The organism is Kitasatospora sp. NPDC114501 (genome assembly GCF_055633695.1).
The window spans coordinates 59,587-77,151 of sequence record NZ_JBVKDS010000008.1 but is presented as its reverse complement, the minus strand read 5'-3'; the positions used below and the strand labels follow the sequence as shown (position 1 = coordinate 77,151).

General features: G+C 75.3%; 12 protein-coding genes and 1 tRNA gene. 11 read left to right on the top strand and 2 right to left on the bottom strand.

Annotated elements, in window-relative coordinates:
• The first annotated feature begins 165 nt into the window (after window positions 1–165).
• The 7 genes from ACZ7RU_RS16465 to ACZ7RU_RS16435 all read left to right on the top strand — a co-directional run bounded on the left by ACZ7RU_RS16465 (window position 166) and on the right by ACZ7RU_RS16435 (window position 7,972).
• The gene (locus ACZ7RU_RS16465; RefSeq protein WP_470341637.1) at window positions 166–1,965 is read left to right on the top strand and encodes a S1C family serine protease; all 1,800 of its coding nucleotides are present in this window, start codon (window positions 166–168) and stop codon (window positions 1,963–1,965) included.
• A gap of 63 nt (window positions 1,966–2,028) precedes the next feature.
• A tRNA-Ser gene (locus tag ACZ7RU_RS16460) sits at window positions 2,029–2,116 on the top strand.
• A gap of 127 nt (window positions 2,117–2,243) precedes the next feature.
• On the top strand, window positions 2,244–3,071 hold the full coding sequence (locus ACZ7RU_RS16455) for a MerR family transcriptional regulator (RefSeq protein WP_470341636.1): 828 nt from the start codon (window positions 2,244–2,246) through the stop codon (window positions 3,069–3,071).
• 45 nt (window positions 3,072–3,116) lie between these two features.
• Window positions 3,117–4,388: an MFS transporter gene (locus ACZ7RU_RS16450; protein ID WP_470341635.1), complete on the top strand. Its 1,272-nt coding sequence runs from the start codon at window positions 3,117–3,119 to the stop codon at window positions 4,386–4,388.
• Window positions 4,389–4,547: 159 nt separating this feature from the next.
• Window positions 4,548–5,912 carry an FAD-binding oxidoreductase gene (locus tag ACZ7RU_RS16445; protein ID WP_470341634.1) on the top strand — a complete coding sequence of 455 codons (1,365 nt, stop codon included), beginning with the start codon at window positions 4,548–4,550 and terminating at the stop codon, window positions 5,910–5,912.
• 397 nt (window positions 5,913–6,309) lie between these two features.
• Window positions 6,310–6,639 carry a hypothetical protein gene (locus ACZ7RU_RS16440; protein ID WP_470341633.1) on the top strand — a complete coding sequence of 110 codons (330 nt, stop codon included), beginning with the start codon at window positions 6,310–6,312 and terminating at the stop codon, window positions 6,637–6,639.
• Window positions 6,640–7,162: 523 nt separating this feature from the next.
• Complete coding sequence (locus ACZ7RU_RS16435) at window positions 7,163–7,972, top strand: pyridoxine/pyridoxamine 5'-phosphate oxidase (RefSeq protein WP_470341632.1); 810 nt, start codon at window positions 7,163–7,165, stop codon at window positions 7,970–7,972.
• 62 nt (window positions 7,973–8,034) lie between these two features.
• Here the strand turns inward: ACZ7RU_RS16435 and ACZ7RU_RS16430 are convergent, their stop codons facing one another.
• Window positions 8,035–9,102, bottom strand: a complete 1,068-nt coding sequence (locus tag ACZ7RU_RS16430; RefSeq protein ID WP_470341631.1) for an EamA family transporter — start codon at window positions 9,100–9,102, stop codon at window positions 8,035–8,037.
• A gap of 152 nt (window positions 9,103–9,254) precedes the next feature.
• Here ACZ7RU_RS16430 and ACZ7RU_RS16425 point away from each other — a divergent pair, with 152 nt between their 5' ends.
• The 4 genes from ACZ7RU_RS16425 to ACZ7RU_RS16410 all read left to right on the top strand — a co-directional run bounded on the left by ACZ7RU_RS16425 (window position 9,255) and on the right by ACZ7RU_RS16410 (window position 13,832).
• Window positions 9,255–10,118, top strand: a complete 864-nt coding sequence (locus ACZ7RU_RS16425) for a glycoside hydrolase domain-containing protein (RefSeq protein ID WP_470341630.1) — start codon at window positions 9,255–9,257, stop codon at window positions 10,116–10,118.
• A 47-nt stretch (window positions 10,119–10,165) separates the two neighbouring features.
• Entirely contained in the window at window positions 10,166–11,407 is a 1,242-nt protein-coding gene (locus ACZ7RU_RS16420) for a hypothetical protein (RefSeq protein ID WP_470341629.1), read from the top strand.
• Window positions 11,408–11,519: 112 nt separating this feature from the next.
• Window positions 11,520–12,041, top strand: coding sequence for a hypothetical protein (locus ACZ7RU_RS16415; protein ID WP_470341628.1), 522 nt, complete (start codon window positions 11,520–11,522; stop codon window positions 12,039–12,041).
• A 129-nt stretch (window positions 12,042–12,170) separates the two neighbouring features.
• Window positions 12,171–13,832 carry a long-chain fatty acid--CoA ligase gene (locus ACZ7RU_RS16410; RefSeq protein WP_470341627.1) on the top strand — a complete coding sequence of 554 codons (1,662 nt, stop codon included), beginning with the start codon at window positions 12,171–12,173 and terminating at the stop codon, window positions 13,830–13,832.
• Window positions 13,833–13,909: 77 nt separating this feature from the next.
• Here the strand turns inward: ACZ7RU_RS16410 and ACZ7RU_RS16405 are convergent, their stop codons facing one another.
• Window positions 13,910–17,449: a hybrid sensor histidine kinase/response regulator gene (locus ACZ7RU_RS16405; RefSeq protein ID WP_470341626.1), complete on the bottom strand. Its 3,540-nt coding sequence runs from the start codon at window positions 17,447–17,449 to the stop codon at window positions 13,910–13,912.
• Window positions 17,450–17,565 lie beyond the last annotated feature (116 nt).

The following is a 17,565-nucleotide window of genomic DNA, read 5'->3' as shown; positions in this document are numbered from 1 at the left end:
CGTCGGTGCTGGTGCCGGTCCGGCGTCGATGCTGGTGCCGGTGTCCGTGCCGGTGTCGGTGCCGGCTAAGGATTCTTATGAGTTCTTCAGAGGGGTCCTTACGGCAAACGAATCGACAATGCGAAAAACTATGGTCCTTGGTTCTGCCAGCTATGGAGGTCGTCCGTGAGCACCGAGCGCGAGGTTGGGCCCACCGGGCCGCAGGGGGAGCAGCCCGCCGGCCTGGAGGCGGCCGAGTCCGCTTCCGAGGGCCCCGCTCAGGGCGGGCACAAGCCGACCATGGCCTTCCGGCGGGTGCCGGAGGCGGGCGCGGCCGAGGCCGCTGCCGTCGAGGCGGCTCCGCCCGCCGACGCCGTGCCGGCCGAGGGGGTCCAGGCGCCGGGTGTTCCGGCGGAGGGCGGTCACAAGCCCACCGTCGCCTTCACCAAGGTGCCCGCGCCGGAGGCCCCCGCCGTGGCCGCCGCCGAGGAGCCGGCCGTCGACCCGGCCACCGGCTACATCGACGCGCCGCCGCCCGTCCTGCCGCCCGCCCCGCAGACTCCGGCGGCCCCGGCCGCCGCGCCCGCCGCCCCGGCCCTGCCGCCGGCCGGCAACCCGTACGCCACCCCGACCCACGGCGTCCCCGCCGCCGGTCCGCACGAGGGGTACGGCGCCGCCCCGGCCGTGCCCGCCGCCCCCGCCGCGCACGGCCACCACCCCTTCGGGGCCGGCCAGCCGCTCGGCGGCTGGGGACCCGCCCACGACTCCACCTCCGGCGGCGCGGGCTACCCCGGCGGCCCGGCGGGCCCGCTCGGCTACCCGGCGGACTACCCCGGCGGTCCGGGCGGCCCCGGCGGCCCGCGCAAGAAGCGCGGCGCCCTGGTCGCGCTGATGGCGGCCGTCGCGCTGGTCGCCGGTGTGGCCGGCGGCGTGCTCGGCGTGACCGCCGTCAACGGCTCCGACAGCAGCAGCTCCGCGAACGACCACCGCAGCACCACCGTCCAGGCCAGCGACACCCAGAAGAACGAGCCCGCCCCCGGCTCGATCGCCGCCATCGCGCAGAAGGCGCTGCCCAGCGTCGTCACCATCAAGGCGCAGGGCAACGGCGAGTCGGGCACCGGCACCGGCTTCGTCTTCGACACCGAGGGCCACATCCTCACCAACAACCACGTGGTCGCGCCGACCCTCAGCGGCGGCAAACTGACCGTCAAGTTCGCCGACGGCAGCTCCTACGGTGCCTCCGTGCTGGGTCACGCCGAGGGCTACGACGTCGCCGTGATCAAGATCGACAACCCGCCCAAGAGCAAGCTGGCCCCGCTGCCGCTGGCCGACTCCGACAAGGTCAACGTCGGCGACGCCACCGTCGCGATCGGCGCGCCGTACGGCCTGGAGTCCACCGTCACCAGCGGCATCGTCAGCGCCAAGGACCGCCCGGTGGCCTCCGGCGACGAGACCGGCTCGCAGGCCTCGTACATGAACGCCCTCCAGACCGACGCCTCGATCAACCCCGGCAACTCCGGCGGCCCGCTGCTCGACTCCGGCGGCGCGGTGATCGGCATCAACTCGGCGATCCAGTCCAACGCCTCGTCCAACGGCCGGGCCGGCAGCATCGGCCTGGGCTTCGCCATCCCGATCAACCAGGCCAAGTGGGTCGCGGACACCCTGATCAAGACCGGCAAGCCGGTCTACGCCAAGCTCGACGTGCTGCGCAACGACGACTACAAGGGCGACGGCGCGCAGATCCAGACCAAGGACATCCAGGGCCAGCCCGCCGTCACCCCCGGCGGCGCGGCCGACAAGGCCGGCCTCAAGCCGGGCGACGTCATCACCAAGCTCGGCGGCGTCCCGATCGACAACGGCCCCGCCCTGGTCAGCCGGATCTGGACGCACAAGCCCGGCGAGATCGTCGACGTCGAGTACACCCGCAACGGCCAGACCTTCAACACCAAGGTCACGCTGGCCGAACGAGTCGGCGACCAGCCGTGAGCCCGGCCCGCGCCCAAACGTGTGCGCCGAACCCCGCCGGACCCGTTAGGCTGACCTCCGCCTGGAGAGCTGCCCGAGCGGCCTAAGGGAACAGTCTTGAAAACTGTCGTGCGGTGACCCCGTACCGTGGGTTCGAATCCCACGCTCTCCGCCGGTAGGGAACCACCTGCTCAGGGCGGGTGCCGAGATCGTTCGGCACCCGCCCTCGGTGTTTCCCGGGGGCGGTGGGCGGCCGGGGTTGACCCTGACACGGTGGCAGGGGGTGGAGTGGTCGCACCATGTTGAACATCGGAGACTTCGCCAGCCACGGCCGGGTGTCGGTGCGGATGCTGCGCCACTACGACGCGATCGGGCTGCTGCGGCCCGCCCGGGTGGACCCGGTCAGCGGGTACCGCTTCTACGAGGCGTCCCAACTCGCCCGGCTCAACCGGGTGATCGCGCTCAAGGAGCTCGGCTTCACCCTCCAGCAGGTCCGGGACGTCCTGGACGAGCGGGTGGACGTGGCCGAACTGCGCGGGATGTTACGGCTGCGGCGGGCCCAGCTGGCCGAGGCGATCGCGGCCGACGAGCTGCGGCTGGCCCGGGTGGAGGCAAGGCTCCGGACGATCGAGAGCGAGGGGACCATGTCCGCGCACGATGTCGTGGTGAAGCCGGTGCCGCCCGTCCGGGTGGCCCAACTGGCCGGTGTGGCCGCGAGTTACGAACCGGAGGACATCGGACTGGTGATCGGGCCGCTGTTCGCCGAGCTGTGCCGGAGGCTGGCCGCGGCCGGGATCGAGGCGACCGGCCCGTCCGTCGCCCACTACCGGGACGCGCCGGAGGGCGGTGGCTCGGTGCTGGTGCTGGCCGCCGTCCCGGTCGGACCGTCGGTGCGGCCGGGCGCGCACGACTTCGAGGTGCTCGACCTGCCGCCGATCGAGGCGGCGGCGACCATCGTGCACCGCGGCCCGATGGACGAAGTGCTGGGCACCGTTCAGGAGTTGGCCCGCTTCATCGATGAGAACGGCTACCGCTCGGCCGGCTACGCCCGGGAGCTGTACCTGGAGTGCCCGGACGACCCGGCGGGGTGGGTCACCGAGCTCCAGGAGCCGGTGGCCCGGCGGTAGCCGCGTTTGCCCTCGACCGGGTCGAGGGCCCTAGCGTCGCCCGGCATGACGACCGCCACCACCGGCTCCGGCACCACTACCGGTTCCGGCACCAACACCGCCTCCGCCGCCACCACCGGCTCCGGCGCCCCGATCCCGGCGGCGCTGCCCCGGACGTACCTGTGCTGGCTGGCCGGCGTCCAGGCCGGACTGCTGGGCGACGCCGCGCTGTACTTCGCCCTCGGCTGGGCCGCCTCCGCGCACGGCGGCGGCGCGGCCGGGCTGGTCCTGACGGCGGTCACGGTGCCGCGCACCGCGCTGGTCCTGCTGGGCGGCGCGGTCGCGGACCGGTTCGGCGCCCGGCGGGTGATGCTCGTCGGGGACGCGGTGATGCTGGCCGCCACCCTCGCGCTGGCGCTGGTGGCGGCCGACCGGGGGACGCCGCTGTGGCTGCTGGTCGCGGCGGCGGCCGTGATCGGTACGGTCGACGCCTTCCACCTCCCGGCGAGCGGTTCGATGCCGCGTCGGCTGGTGCCCGCCGACCGGCTGCCCCGGGCGCTCGCCCTGCGGCAGGCCGGCGGGCAGAGCGCCGTCCTGCTCGGGGCGCCGCTGGGCGGCCTGCTGGTCGCGGCCGGCGGGCTGTCCGGCGCGGCGCTGGCGGACGCGGTGAGCTTCGGGGTCGTGCTGCTGGTCCTGCTGCGGGTGCGGCCCCGGGAGGACGGCCCGTCCGCCCCGTCGGCCGGCCTGCTGCGCGAGGCGGCCTCCGGCGTCCGGCTCGCCCTCGCCGACCCGCTGCTGCGGGCCGCGCTGCTGCTCACCGGCGCTGCGGCCGGGGCGCTGCTGCCGGTGGTGTCGCTGCTCGGCCCGCTGCTCGCCCGGTTCCACGGCTGGACGGCCGGGACGGCGGGACTGGTCAGCGCCGGGCAGGCGGCCGGGGTGCTGGTGGTGGCCGGCCTGGTCGCCCGGCGCGGTGCGCTGCCCCGGGCCGGGGTCGGGGCGGCGGTCGGGCTCTGTACGGCGTCCGCGGGGACCGCGCTGCTGGCGCTGGCCGCGGGACCGGTGGCGGCGGTGGCCGGCAGTGCGGTGACGGGCCTCGGCTCGGGGCTCTTCGCCTGCCACCTCGGTCCGCTGGTGCTGACCGGTGCGCCGTCGACCCATCTCTCGCGGGTCCAGGCCCTGTTGACGCTGGTCCAGAGCCTGGCGCTGGTGCTCTCGAACGCCCTGCTGGGCCTGCTCGCGGACACGGCGGGCGCCACCCTGCCCACCCTCCTCTGCGCGCTCGCCACCGCCGCCGCCGGCCTCACCGCCCTGGCCACCCCGACCCTCCGCCGGGCCTGAGCCCATCCGGGCACCCCGCCTGTGCGGCAGCGCCCCGGTCCGTCCGCCCCGGCGGTGTCTCCCCTTCCTGCCCGTCCGCCCCGGGGCCCACTTGCCCGGCCCCGGCCGTCCGGGCAGAGTGCGGAGGTGGAGGCGGCGGGGTGGCGAGCGGAGGCGGCGATGAGTGATCTGACGGACCGACTGGCGAAGGGCCTCCCGGACGGGGCCGTCGTGGTGGACCCGGACGTGACCGCCGCGTACCGCCGCGACATGGCGGGCTTCTGTGCGGCCGGGCAGCCCGCGGTGGTGGTGTTCCCGGAGACGGTCGAGCAGGTGCAGCACGTGCTGCGCACCGCGACCGAGCTGCGCGTCCCCGTGGTGCCGCAGGGCGCCCGGACCGGGCTGTCGGGTGCGGCGAACGCGGTGGACGGCTGCGTCGTGCTGTCGCTGGTGAAGCTGAACCGGATCCTGGAGATCGACCCGGTGAACCGGATCGCGGTGGTCGAGCCCGGCGTGGTGAACGCCGAACTCTCCCGTGCGGTAGAGGCGTTGGGCCTCTCGTACCCGCCTGACCCGTCCAGCTGGGAGTCCTGCACGATCGGCGGCAACATCGGCACCGGCGCGGGCGGGCTCTGCTGCGTGAAGTACGGCGTCACCAGCGAGTACGTGCTCGGGCTGGACGTGGTGCTGGCGGACGGACGGCTGCTGTCCACCGGCCGCCGGACGGCGAAGGGCGTGGCCGGGTACGACCTGACCAGGGTGTTCGTCGGTTCGGAGGGGACGCTCGGCGTGGTGGTCCGGGCGGTGCTGGCACTGCGGCCGGCGCCGGCTCCGCAGCTGGCGCTGGCGGCGGAGTTCCCGAGCGCGGACACGGCGGGGGCGGCGGTCTGCGAGGTGATGGCGCGCGGGCTGACCCCGTCGCTGATGGAGCTGATGGACGCGGTCTCGGTGCGGGCCGTCAACGAGTTGGGGCGGATGGGTCTGCCGGAGTCCACCCAGGCGCTGCTGCTGGTGGCCTTCGACGGACCGGACCGGGCGGCCGAGCTGGCACGGGTCGCGCGGCTGTGCCGGGAGGCGGGGGCGACCGGGGTGGTGCCGGCCGAGGACCAGGCGGAGTCCGATCTGCTGCTGGCCGCCCGGCGGATGGCGCTGCCCGCGCTGGACCGGCTGGGCACCACGATGATCGACGACGTGGCGGTGCCGCGCTCGCGGCTGGCGGAGATGCTGAACGGCGTCGCGGTGATCGCCGAGCGGCACGGGCTGACCATCGGGGTGGTCAGCCACGCCGGGGACGGCAACACCCACCCGATCGTCATCTTCGACGCGGCGGACGAGGAGCAGACGGCCCGCGCCCAGCGCTCCTTCGACGAGATCATGGCGCTCGGGCTGGAACTGGGCGGCACGATCACCGGGGAGCACGGGGTGGGGCTGCTGAAGCGGGACTGGCTGGCCCGTGAGCTGGGCCCGGTCGCGTTGGACCTCCAGCGGCGGTTGAAAGCGGTCTTCGATCCGCTGGGAATCCTGAATCCCGGCAAGATGATCTGATTTTTCCAACTCTCTGCGAATGGCCGGAAAAGTCGACATGGAAGGGTGATCGAACTTTTTCGAGGCGTGTTCGCAGTTCGCACGCGCCGGGGTGGTGCGCCCAGTGGATCGTGTGACGCCGTTGCGCCGCCCTCCGGGGCGCCCTGGTCGGCGGCCGCCCGGACGAAACCCCAGCTCAACCAGGGTGAGCTTGCGCACTGACCGCTTTCCGGGCCGTCATGCGCGGCTCGAACGGAGATCACGCAAACGGGCGAAATGCGCCGTGCGAGCTGGCGCTTTGTCGATTTGTTGCGGAAGGCTGTCTTCCGGCGTCGCAGCCCGCAGGTGTTCGTCTGGCCGGCGAACCTTGCACACCTTGATCGACCGTTGCCCGAAAAGAAGCTCCCTGGAGGCATCCATGGCACGCATCCACACCCGCCGATTGGCCGGACTCCTCCTCGCCGGCCCACTCGCGGCCGGTCTGCTGCTGGTCGGTGCCGGTGCTGCCGCCGCCGACGAGGGCGCGGGCGCCGAGTCCCCGTCCAACGCCGGTGTGGTCTCCGACTCCGGCACCGGCAACGTGTTCGGCGGGGTCGACGGCAACCACGTCTCCACCCAGCAGACCGCCACCGGCTCCGGTGCCTCCAACCAGGCCAACACCCTCGCGGTGAAGGACAACGCGGGCAACGTCCAGACAGGCCAGGACAGCAAGAACATCAACGTCGTCTTCGCTCCGACCTTCAACTGACCGACCGCACGGCCGGGTGACGGCACCGGGCACCACACCACCACGAAAGGCGGGGGCGCCGGACGTGGATGGCCGCGGGTGAGCTGAGCAGTCGCGGAAGGGCCCGGAGCGGATCGCGACGGCCGGAACGGACACCGGGGTACCGACGCATCACACCGGAGGGAACAGCGCATTCGACCGGTAGGCGGAAAGGGTCACCGCGAAACCGGCCTCGTTGGGCGGTGCCGCCATCGGCACCGCCCAACGGGCGTGTCCGGCGCCGGATCCCCCGGTGGTGGGCCCGGGTTCCGCGCCGACCACCGGGCGATCCGCCCGTCCACCCGGATTCCCCCGCCCGGCCACTCCGTCCCCGGAGCCGTGTCCCCGGATCGGTGTCCCCGGATCCGTCCACCGAGGGCCCGCGCCCGGAGCCGTCGGTGTACGGCGGTACGGTTGCGCTCTGACAGCGCACCCACGTGCCCGGGCCCGGAAGGACCGGCCCGGCCGGGGCGGCGACCGCGGCAATCGGAAGGAAGGGCGCGCGATGGCGGCGGAGGAGGAGGGCCTGACCGGCCCGGACGGGACCAGGCCTGCACCGGAGCCCCGGTCGGAGTCCGGGCCGCCGTCGGCGGAGGCGCGCCCGGAGCCGCCGGCCGAGCCGGTCCGCGAGCGCCGGTCCGGTCCCCGGTCCGTCCCCGAACTGCTGCTCGGCCGCCCGCCGATGGCCCGCCCGCTGCCGTCCTTCGACCCCGAGGCCGCCCCCGCCGAGCCCGGCCCGCTGTTCGTGGACTGGCTCGCCACCGCGCTGCACGCCGGGGTGCTGGACCCGCAGGCCTTCACCCTCTCCACCGTCGACGCCGACGGCATGCCGGACGCCCGGGTGCTGGTGCTGCGGGACGTCGACGCGGCCGGCACCGGCTGGAACTTCTCCGCGGACGCCGACAGCCCCAAGGGCCGTCAGCTCGCCGACCACCCGGCCGCCGCGCTGACCGTCTACTGGCCGCAGCTGGGCCGCCAGGTCCGGGTGCGCGGCGCCGTCGAGCAGGCCGCCGACGTGGTCGCCGCCGCCGAGTTCGCCACCCGCTCGCCCGCCGCCCGGGTCGGCGCGCTGGTCGGGCGGCAGAGCGAGCCGCTGGGCTCGTTCGACGAGTACGACGAGGCGGTGGCGGTCGCCCGCCGCCGACTGGAGGCGCACCCGGACGCGGTCGCACCCGGGCACGCGGTCTACACCCTGTGGGCGCACGAGGTGGAGTTCTGGCAGGGCGACGCCCAGCGCCGGCACATCCGGCTGCGCTACACCCGCACCGGCCCGGTCAGCTCCCCGGAGTGGTCGCGCACCCTGCTCTGGCCGTGAGGCGTGACACGGTCAAGCCGTAATGTGAGCCGTAAGCCGTGGTGCCGCGCGGGCCCGCGCGGCTACCGCCGCCCGGTCAGCGTGGCGCCCACGCTGGCCGCGACCACGCAGCCGATCCCGGCCAGCTGCGGCAGACCCAGCAGCTGGCCCAGCACCACCAGCCCGACCAGCGCGCTGACCGCCGGCTCCAGGCTGACCAGCACGCTGAACACCCGCTGCGGCATCCGTCGCAGCGCGGTCATCTCCAGCGCGTACGGGATCACCGGCAGCAGCAGCGACACCCCGGCGACGGCGGCGAGCAGCGCGAGCGGCGAGGCGCCGGGCGCGGTCAGCCCGTCCCAGGCCTGGCCGAGCCCGAACGGCGCCAGCGTCAGCGCGCCGACCGTCATCGACACCGCCAGGCCCTGGAACCCCTGGAAGGCCGCGCCGACCTTGTCGGTGAACAGGATGTACGCGGCGTAGCAGGCCGCCGCCCCGAAGGCGTACAGCAGGCCGACCGGGTCGAGCGACCCGCCGCCGTCCCCCTCGCCGAGCAGGGTCAGCAGCACCACGCCCGCGGCCGCGAGCAGCGCCCAGAGCAGGTGGCTGGCGCGCCGCGCGAAGACCAGGGCGACCGCGAGCGGGCCGAGGAACTCGATGGTCGCGGCGGTGCCCATCGGCAGCCGGTCGATCGCCCCGGCGAACAGGAAGGTCATCCCGGCCGAGGCCATGCCCAGCAGCGCGGCCGCGGCGAGGTCGCGCGGGCGCTTGCCGCGGAGCTTCGGCCGGGTGACGGCGAGCAGGATGACCGCGGCGAAGCCGAGCCGCAGGAAGGTCGTGCCGCTGACGCCGAGCGGACCGAACAGCGGCTTGGACAGTGCGATGCCGGTCTGCACCAGGAACATCGCGGTCAGACAGAGAAGCGGCGCCGGGATCCTCTCCGGGCGCCGCAGGACCTTGCCGAACCGGCCGGTGGGCCGACCGGGCCGGCCTTCAGGTGGCGCCGCGGAGCCGGACGCCCCACCTCGTCGCCAGCTTCCCCGCTCACCGGCAGGCTCGCCCTTGGGGGCGGGCGGCATGGCCAGGGCCTCGGCGACGGCGGCGGCCGACGACGAGACGGAGGGGGTTTCGCTGGTATGGGAGGTGGGCATGTTCGTGAGTTTGCCGTAAGGAGTGATGAACCGGCAAGCTCGTTACAAAAATCGGGACGGATACGGACGGGTGCGTCCGAAAGGGTGGACTCGCGAGGGCGCTGCGGCGTGGTTGCCGCAGTCGCCCGACGGACCGTCAGTATCAAGGCGGGATGCGCCATCTCCGCCCCGCCTCCCTCCTCGCAGCCGCCCTCGTGCTCCTGCTGGCCACCGACGGGCCGGGCGCGAACGCCGCGGCCGCCGCCCCGGCCGCCACCGCCACCCCGCGCATCCGGGCCGTCACGCTGCCCGACCGGCCCGGCCCGCCCCGGGCCCGCGACACCTGGAGCGGCCCCGCCTTCGACGCCTGCACCGCACCGCCGCTCGACACCCTGAAGGCCTGGCGCGGCACCTCCCCGTACGGGGCGGTCGGCATCTACACCAGCGGCTCCCAGCGCGGCTGCGCCCAGCCGAGGCTCACCGCCGAGTGGGTGCGCCAGGCGCGGGCGACGGGCTGGCGGTTCCTGCCGGTGCACGTCGGACGGCAGGCGCCCTGTGCCGACCCGAGCCGCAAACCCGAGCGGATCGACCCGGCGAAGGCCGCCGAGCAGGGCCGGGAGGAGGCGGGCGAGGCCGCCCGGGCGCTGCGCCCGCTCGGACTCGCCAAGGGCAGCCCGGTCTACCTGGACATCGAGGCCTACCCGATGGGCGACCCGGCCTGCGGCCAGGCCGTGGTCGACTTCACCCTCGGCTGGACCGCCGGCCTGCACGCCGCCGGCTACCGCTCCGGCTTCTACTCCAGCCTCGACTCCGGCATCGCGGACCTCGCCGCCGCCGCCCGGGCCGGCAGCACCCCGATGCCCGACGCGCTCTGGTACGCCCGCTGGGACGGCCGGGCCGACACCGACGGCCTCGCCCCCGACCTCTGGAGCTTCCACCAGCGCGTCCACCAGTACCACGGCAACGTCGAGGAGACCTTCGGCGGCGCCACCCTCACCGTCGACCGCAACCAGGTGGACGGCCCCACCGCCCGCTGAGACCCCGCCGGTAGGGTGGCCCCCGATCGAAGCACGGGGGGAGCGGCATGGCGAACGGCCAGGGACACGGCGGCACCGGCGGATACGGCGTGCCGCCGCAGAATCCGTACGGGGCGGCGCCCTACGGGCAGAACCCGTACGCGGCACAGAACCCGTACGCGCAGCCGGCCCCGCCGCCGCAGGCGTACCAGCCCCCGCAGCCCCCGCAGCCGTACCCGTCCCAGCAGCCCCACCAGCCCCAGCCGCCGGCTCCCCAACCGCCGTACCCAGCTGCCCGGTTCGGCGCTCCGCCGGTGTCCGGACCGGGCCTCCCCGGCGGCTTCCCCGGCCCGGCACCGCGCCGCAACCGCCTCGCGGTGCTGCTCCAGTTCCTCCTCCAGTGGATCTACGCCCCGCTCTGGGTGCTCGGCCTGGTGCTCCTCTTCGTCGTCCTGATCTTCGCGGACTACAACGGGGGAGGCCCCAGCTCCGACGGCTGGCTGAAGGTCAACCGCAGCTTCATCCCGCCCCGCCGGCTGCGGGCCGAGCTCACCGGCCGGCCGGAGGACTGGGAGCGCTACGTCGCCCCGATCCTGGAGCGCCGGATGGCCGCCGCCGAGGCGTCGTACGCGGCGGGCGGCGGCGAGGTGCAGCCCGACCTCGGCCGGGTGGTCGGGGTCCGGCTCGCCCTGCGGCTCTACCGCGGCCTCGGCGCGGCCGGCGTGGTCCGGCTCGCGGAGTCGCGCGGCTGGCACGGCGTGGCGTCCGGGACGGACGCCGGGCACGTCCGGCTCGCCCGCCACTTCCCGGCCCCGGCCGCCCTGAACGCCCCCTCCCCGCAGGACCCGCCGGCCGCCCCCGGCACCCCGTGGGGCCCGCAGCCGGTCCGCTTCGCGCCGCTGCTGCCGTTCGTCTTCCTTCTCCAGATCGTCTACGCCCCGGTGTACGGCCTGCTCACCTGCTGGGTGAGCCGCCCCGAGCCCGACTACTGGGACCGCTGGGGCGCCCGCTGGACCGTCGGCCCGCGCGCCTTCCGCGCCGAGTTCACCAACAGCCCCGCCGCCTGGGACCGCCACATCCGCCGCATCCTCGAGCGCGACTCCAACCGCACCCGCCCCACCACCACCCGCACCCCCGACGGCACCGTGGTCCACCGCATCCACCTCAAGCGCGCCACCTACCGCGGCGCCGGCGCCCACCAGGCCCTCCGCATCGCCGCCGCCCAGGGCTGGACCCTCGACCCCGCCTACACCCCCGACCCCACCAACTCCCTCCGCCTCACCCGCCCCGCCACCCCCACCCACCCCTGACCCCCTCGCTCCCGCGCGGACTACCCGGGCGGAACTGACCTACCGTCATCCCGTGGGCCATGCCGAGCGAACGAGGGGACGGCGGATGGGGCGGCGAGGGGGAGCGCTGGTCGTGGCACTGGCGGCCGCGATGGTGCTGGCCGGGTGCGGGGGTGGGGCGGACGGGCCGCCCGCGGTGTACACCAACCGGCTGCACGCGGAGGGGGCGGCCAGGCCCGACTACTGGGTGCGGGCGCCGTACGACCGGTTCGCGCTGGAGGTGGAGGAGAGCGCGGGGCCGGACGGGGGCAGGCGGTGGCGCGGGGTGGTGCGGGCGTACACGCCGTCGAAGAGCGGCGAGGGCACGCGCAAGGACGTGCTGTGGTACGACGACACGCTCTATGACAGCAGGAAGGACCAGCCGGAGTACCGGTGGCAGGAGGACGGTCGCCAGGTGTGGATCTTCACCGACCGGCGCCGGGCCGCGGTCACCGCCGAGGACGAGGTGCGGGTGGTCGAGCCCGGCCCGGACGGTGTGTGGCGGAGCCGGACCCTCACCCCCGACCAGTACCGGGCCGTCCCGGCGGACGTGCGCACCTGGCTGCCGACGGAGTCGAGACGGCGGGCGGACGGTGGAACCGGGACGAAGCCGTGATCCGTGCAACGGAGGCGGGATGCTGACAGCGGGGGGCGGGGGCGGCACAATCGGGCACGTCGGCGCGCATTACCGCCCGGTAGGTGCCGCAGGCGCAGCCGCCAAGTGCCGCCAGGTCAAGGAGGACCCGTGTTCAGCACGATGCAGGACGTACCGCTCACCGTCGCCCGAATCCTGGAGCACGGGTCCACGATCCACGGGCGGTCGACCGTGACCACCTGGGACGGCACCGGGCCCGTCGTCCGCAGCTATGCCGAGGTCGGCGCGCGGGCCGCGCAGCTGGCCTGCGCGCTGCGCGACGAGCTGGGGGTGACCGCGGACGACCGGGTCGCCACCCTGATGTGGAACAACACCGAGCACCTGGAGGCGTACCTCGCCGTCCCCTCGATGGGGGCCGTGCTGCACACGCTGAACCTGCGACTGCCCTCCCAGCAGCTGTCGTTCATCGTCAACCACGCCGCCGACCGCGTGATCATCGTCAACGGCTCCGTCCTGCCGCTGCTCGCCGCCGTCCTCCCGGACCTCGCGCCGACCCTCCGGCACATCGTGGTGAGCGGCCCCGGCGACCGCTCGCTGCTGGCCGGCTTCGCGGGCGGCGTGCACGACTACGAGGACCTGATCGCCGGCCGGCCCGCCGAGTACCCGTGGCAGCAGGACATCGACGAGCGGCAGGCCGCCGTGCTCTGCTACACCTCCGGCACCACCGGGGACCCGAAGGGCGTGCTGTACAGCCACCGCTCGGTCTACCTGCACTGCCTCCAGGTCAACACCGGCGACAACTTCGCCTTCACCCCGCGCGACACCGCGCTGCCGGTGGTGCCGATGTTCCACGTCCAGGCCTGGGGCATCCCGCACGCGGCCTTCATGTCCGGCGCCAACCTGCTGATGCCGGATCGTTTCCTCCAGCCCAAGCCGATGGCCGAGATGATCGCCGCCGTCCGTCCGACCGTCAGTGCCGCCGTCCCCACCATCTGGGCCGGCCTGCTCGACGAGCTCGACGCGGGCGACTACGACACCTCCAGCCTGCGCATGGTGGTCATCGGCGGCAGCGCCTGCCCGCCGTCCCTGATGAAGGCCTACGAGGAGCGCCACGGCATCCGGGTGCTGCACGCCTGGGGCATGACCGAGACCTCCCCGCTCGGCTGCTTCGCCCAGCCGCCGGGCGGTCTCACCCCCGAGCAGGAGTGGCCGTACCGGATCACCCAGGGCGTCTTCCCGGCCTCCGTCGAGGCCCGGCTGATCGGTCCGGGCGGCGAGCGGATGCCGCACGACGGCGTCTCGGCGGGCGAGCTGGAGGTGCGCGGCCCCTGGATCGCCGGGGCGTACTACGGCGGCGCCGGCCAGGACCCGGTCCGCCCGGACGACAAGTTCTCCGAGGACGGCTGGCTGCGCACCGGCGACGTCGGCACCATCACCGCCGACGGCTACCTGACCCTCACCGACCGGGCCAAGGACGTCATCAAGTCCGGCGGCGAGTGGATCTCCTCGGTCGAGCTGGAGAACGCCCTGATGGCGCACCCCGACGTGGCCGAGGCCGCCGTGGTCGCCGTCCCGGACGAGAAGTGGGGCGAGCGCCCGCTGGCCACCGTGGTGCTGCGGCCGGGCGCGACCGTCGGGCTGAAGGAGCTGCGGGCCTTCCTGGGCGAGCGGATCGCCTCCTGGCAGCTGCCGGAGCGCTGGTCGATCGTGCCGTCGGTGCCGAAGACCTCGGTCGGCAAGTTCGACAAGAAGGTGATCCGGGCCAGCTACGCGGCGGAGGAGCTGGACGTCACGGTCCTCGGCAAGGAGTGACCGTCGAGGCGTGATCGAGGAGAAGGGCCGGCCGCCCCGTACGGAACGGGGCGGCCGGCCCTTCGGCGTACCGGCGGTCAGCCCGCGGCGGCGACGCCCGCCTCGCCCATCGCGCCGATCCGCCCGAGCAGGTCGACGATCCGGGACTGGACGTCCTCGCTGGTCGAGCGCTCGGCGAGGAACAGCACCGTCTCGCCGGTGCGCAGCCGGGGCAGTTCGCGCGGGTCGAGGTCCACCGAGGTGTAGACCACCAGCGGGGTGCGGTGCAGCCGGTCGTTGGCGCGCAGCCAGTCCAGCAGGCCGACCCGCCGGCGGCGGATCTGCAGCAGGTCCATCACCACCAGGTTGGGCTGGACGCTGCTGGCCCGGGCCACCGCGTCGTTCTCGTCCACCGCGTGCTCGACGTGCATGCCGCGCCGCTCCAGGCTGCTGATCATGGCGGCGGCGATGTCCGGGTCGCTCTCGACCAACAGGACCCGCGGGGCGTGGTGCTCGCCGTCGCGCGGGGCGAGGGCGCGCAGCAGCACGGCCGGGTCGGCCCCGTACGCGGCGTCCCGGGTGGCCTGGCCGAGGCCGGCGGTGACCAGCACCGGGACCCGGCGGTTGAGCGCCGCGGTGCGCAGCGACTGCAGCGCGGTGCGGGTGATCGGGCCGGTCAGCGGGTCGACGAAGAGGGCGGCCGGGAAGCCGGCGGCCTGGGCGTCCACCTCCTCGCGGGAGCGGACGATCACCGGCAGGTAGCCGCGCGCCTGGAGGGCCTGCCGGGTGGCCGGGTCGGGCTCGGGCCAGACCAGCAGCCGGCGGGTGTTGGCCAGTTCGCCGGTCGGGGCCGACGGCTGCTCGGCGGCGGGCCGCTGCTCGGCGGCCGGGAGCTCGGCGATCGGGCGCGGCGCGATCCGGGCGGCCTCGGCCGGTACGGGCGGCTGCGGCGCGGCGGCGGGCACCGGCGCGGCGCCGAGGGCGCGCGGCGGGGCCAGTTCGCCCAGGCCGGTGCCGACCGGGCGGGGCGCGGACGGCTCCTCGGCGGTGGGCAGCGCGGCCCGGGTGGGCGCCAGGGCGCTGCCGGGCGCGGGCTGCGTCTGGCCGACCGGGCCGGACGGGCCGGCCGGAGCGGAGGCGTTCACCAGGGCGTCCGGGTCGGGGCCCGGGGGGACGGCCAGTCGGCGGCGGCGTCCGGTCGGCGCGGCGGCGGTCGGCTCGGGCGGCGCGGGCGCGGGGCCGGCCGGCAGGGCGTGCTCCAGGCCGGGGTAGACCGGGGCGTCGGCCACTCCGGGCAGGGCGAAGCCGCCGGAGGAGTCCTCGGCGGTGGGCAGCGCGCGGCGGCGCCGGGGCTTGGTCTCGCCCGGGACGTGCTCCTGGTCGCTCTCGGCGGTCGGGGTGCCGCCGGGCGGGGTGCCGTCCGGGGCGGCGGGCGCGGGGGCCGGACCGAGGGCGAGCGGCTCTCGCCCGGCGGGGCGGGTCGGCGGCTGCGCCCGGTCGCCGTCGACGGGCACGGCGTAGGCGGGGCCGGAGCGGCCGTCGTCCTTGCCCCACGGGTCGCTCTGGGCGCCGTCCGGCCCGGCGAGGCCCTGGCGGCCGTACGCGGGGTCGTTGCCGGTGCCGTTCCACTGCTCGGGGACGGTCCGCTCGACCCGGGCCGGGGCGTTCGGCCACTGGTCGGCGGGAAGATCGGGGGCACCGGGGGCAACGGAAATGTCGGGGGCACCGGGAACACCGGGAGTGTCGGGGGTGCCGGAGGCCGGGGACTCGGGGGCCGGGCGGCCACGGCGGCCGCGCCGCTCGGCGGGGGGCTCCTCGGCGGGCGCCTGCTCCGCCGCGGGGTCTTCCGCGGCCTCGGGAGCGGGCTGCTCGCCGGCCGCCTCGGCCTCGGCGGGCCCGTCGGTCCCGCCGCTGCGGGGCAGCTGCGGGATGCCCGGAAGGTCGGGCAGGACGGCGCTGTCGCTCTCCTTGGGCCGGTCGGACCGGCCCTCGGCGGCGGCGCGCTCGGCGGCGGCCTTCGCGGCTGCCGGGTCCAGCGGCAGCTCGACGACGTACGTGGTGCCGGTCTTGCCGGGCAGCTCGTGCGGCTGGAGCACGCCGCCGTGGCGCTCGACCACCGTGCGGGCTATCGGCAGGTGGACGGGGCTGCCGCCGACTCCGGGGCCGCGGATCTCGACCCGGGCGACCTCGCCGCGCTGGGCGGCGGCCAGCACGACGGTCGGCGGTTCGGGGGCGGGCGGCAGCACGGGCGCGGCGGCGACGTTCAGCCCGGGCACGGCCAGACCGGGGGAGGGGGCGGCGGGGGCGTCCAGCACCACGCCGACGCCGCTGACGTCGGCGACCAGGTGGGCCAGCGCCTGGGCCAGCCGCCGCTCGTCGGCGATCACCTCGACCGCGGCGGCGTGCACCGAGAACCGCACCCGGCCGGGGCCGACCAGCTCGCCGGCCTCCTCGACGGCCCGGCGGACCACCTTGTCCAGGCCCACCGGCACCCGCGGCGCGGCCTTCCGCGCGCCCATGCCGTCCGTGGCGTCCTTGGCTTCCTTGCCGGTCTTGGGCTCCTTGCCGTCCTTGGCCTCCGCGCCGCTCTCGCCGGCCTCGCAGCGCTGGTGGTCCAGCACGTCGTCGATCAGCTTCCCGAACCGGCGGCATTCGGCGGCCAGTCGGCGCAGCGTCCAGTTGGCCTCCGGCCAGAGCTGGCCGGCCGGGTCGGCGGCGAGCGCGTCGAGCCGCTGGTTCAGCGCGTTCAGCGCGCCGCCCAGCTCGCTCTCCAGGACGGCGGTGAGGTGCTCGTTGCGGGCCACCAGGGCGAGTTCGCGGCTGCGGTCGGTGAAGGTCATCACCGCGCCGACCAGCTGGTCGCCGTCCCGGACCGGGGCGGTGGTGAGGTCGACGGTGACCGGCCGGCCGTCCTTGCGCCACAGCACGGTGCCGCGCACCCGGTGCTTGCGCCCGGAGGTCAGGGTGTCCAGCAGCGCCGACTCCTCCAGCGCCAGCGGGGTGCCGTCGGCCCGGGAGTGCTGGATCAGCGGGTGGAGTTCGCGGCCGCCGAGCTCGCTCGCCCGGTACTCCAGGATGTGCGCGGCGGCCGGGTTGACCAGCACGCAGCGGCCTTCGAGGTCCACGCCGAGCACGCCCTCGGCGGCGGCGCGCAGGATCATCTCGGTCTGCTTGTGCTGGCGGCGCAGTTCGGCCTCGACGCCGAGCCGGCCGGAGAGGTCGCGGACCAGCAGCAGGAGCAGGTCGGAGGAGGAGGGCGAGTTCTCGCGGTACGAGTCGTACGGGGAGCGCGCGTAGCCGCGGCCGTCGCCGTCGTCGGCGAAGTCGTTGCCGGAGACCTCGACGGGGAAGGTGGTGCCGTCGGTGCGGTGGGCGGTCATCCGGACCGGGCGGTCGAGGGCGTCGCCGTCACGGGTGGCCGGGCGCATCGAGCCGGGGATGCGACTGGGGTCGAACTCGGGCAGCAGACCCAGCACGCCCATGCCGACCAGTGAGGTGCCCGGCGCCTGCAACGCCTGGACCGCCGCGCTGTTGGCGTCCACGACGGTGCCGTTGCTGTTCACCAGCAGCAACGCGTCGGGCAGGGCGTCGAGTATGGCGGCGAGGCGAGCAGCGCCTCGGATCGGCCTGCTGCTCACGTCGACAGGTCTCCTCGGCTCGGGGCAGCTCCTCCGGAGACGGCAGTATCTCATTCTTCTTTGCGGCGGGGACGACCCGCCTAGTAACGTTGGCGGTGGTTGGTGCCAAGCCCCAC

Coding starts and splice junctions, on each gene's coding strand:
- ACZ7RU_RS16455 (WP_470341636.1), top strand. CDS start 2,244: ATGTTGAACATCGGAGACTTCGCCAGCCACGGCCGGGTGTCGGTGCGG.
- ACZ7RU_RS16450 (WP_470341635.1), top strand. CDS start 3,117: ATGACGACCGCCACCACCGGCTCCGGCACCACTACCGGTTCCGGCACC.
- ACZ7RU_RS16445 (WP_470341634.1), top strand. CDS start 4,548: ATGAGTGATCTGACGGACCGACTGGCGAAGGGCCTCCCGGACGGGGCC.
- ACZ7RU_RS16440 (WP_470341633.1), top strand. CDS start 6,310: ATGGCACGCATCCACACCCGCCGATTGGCCGGACTCCTCCTCGCCGGC.
- ACZ7RU_RS16435 (WP_470341632.1), top strand. CDS start 7,163: ATGGCGGCGGAGGAGGAGGGCCTGACCGGCCCGGACGGGACCAGGCCT.
- ACZ7RU_RS16430 (WP_470341631.1), bottom strand. CDS start 9,102: ATGCCCACCTCCCATACCAGCGAAACCCCCTCCGTCTCGTCGTCGGCC.
- ACZ7RU_RS16425 (WP_470341630.1), top strand. CDS start 9,255: ATGCGCCATCTCCGCCCCGCCTCCCTCCTCGCAGCCGCCCTCGTGCTC.
- ACZ7RU_RS16420 (WP_470341629.1), top strand. CDS start 10,166: ATGGCGAACGGCCAGGGACACGGCGGCACCGGCGGATACGGCGTGCCG.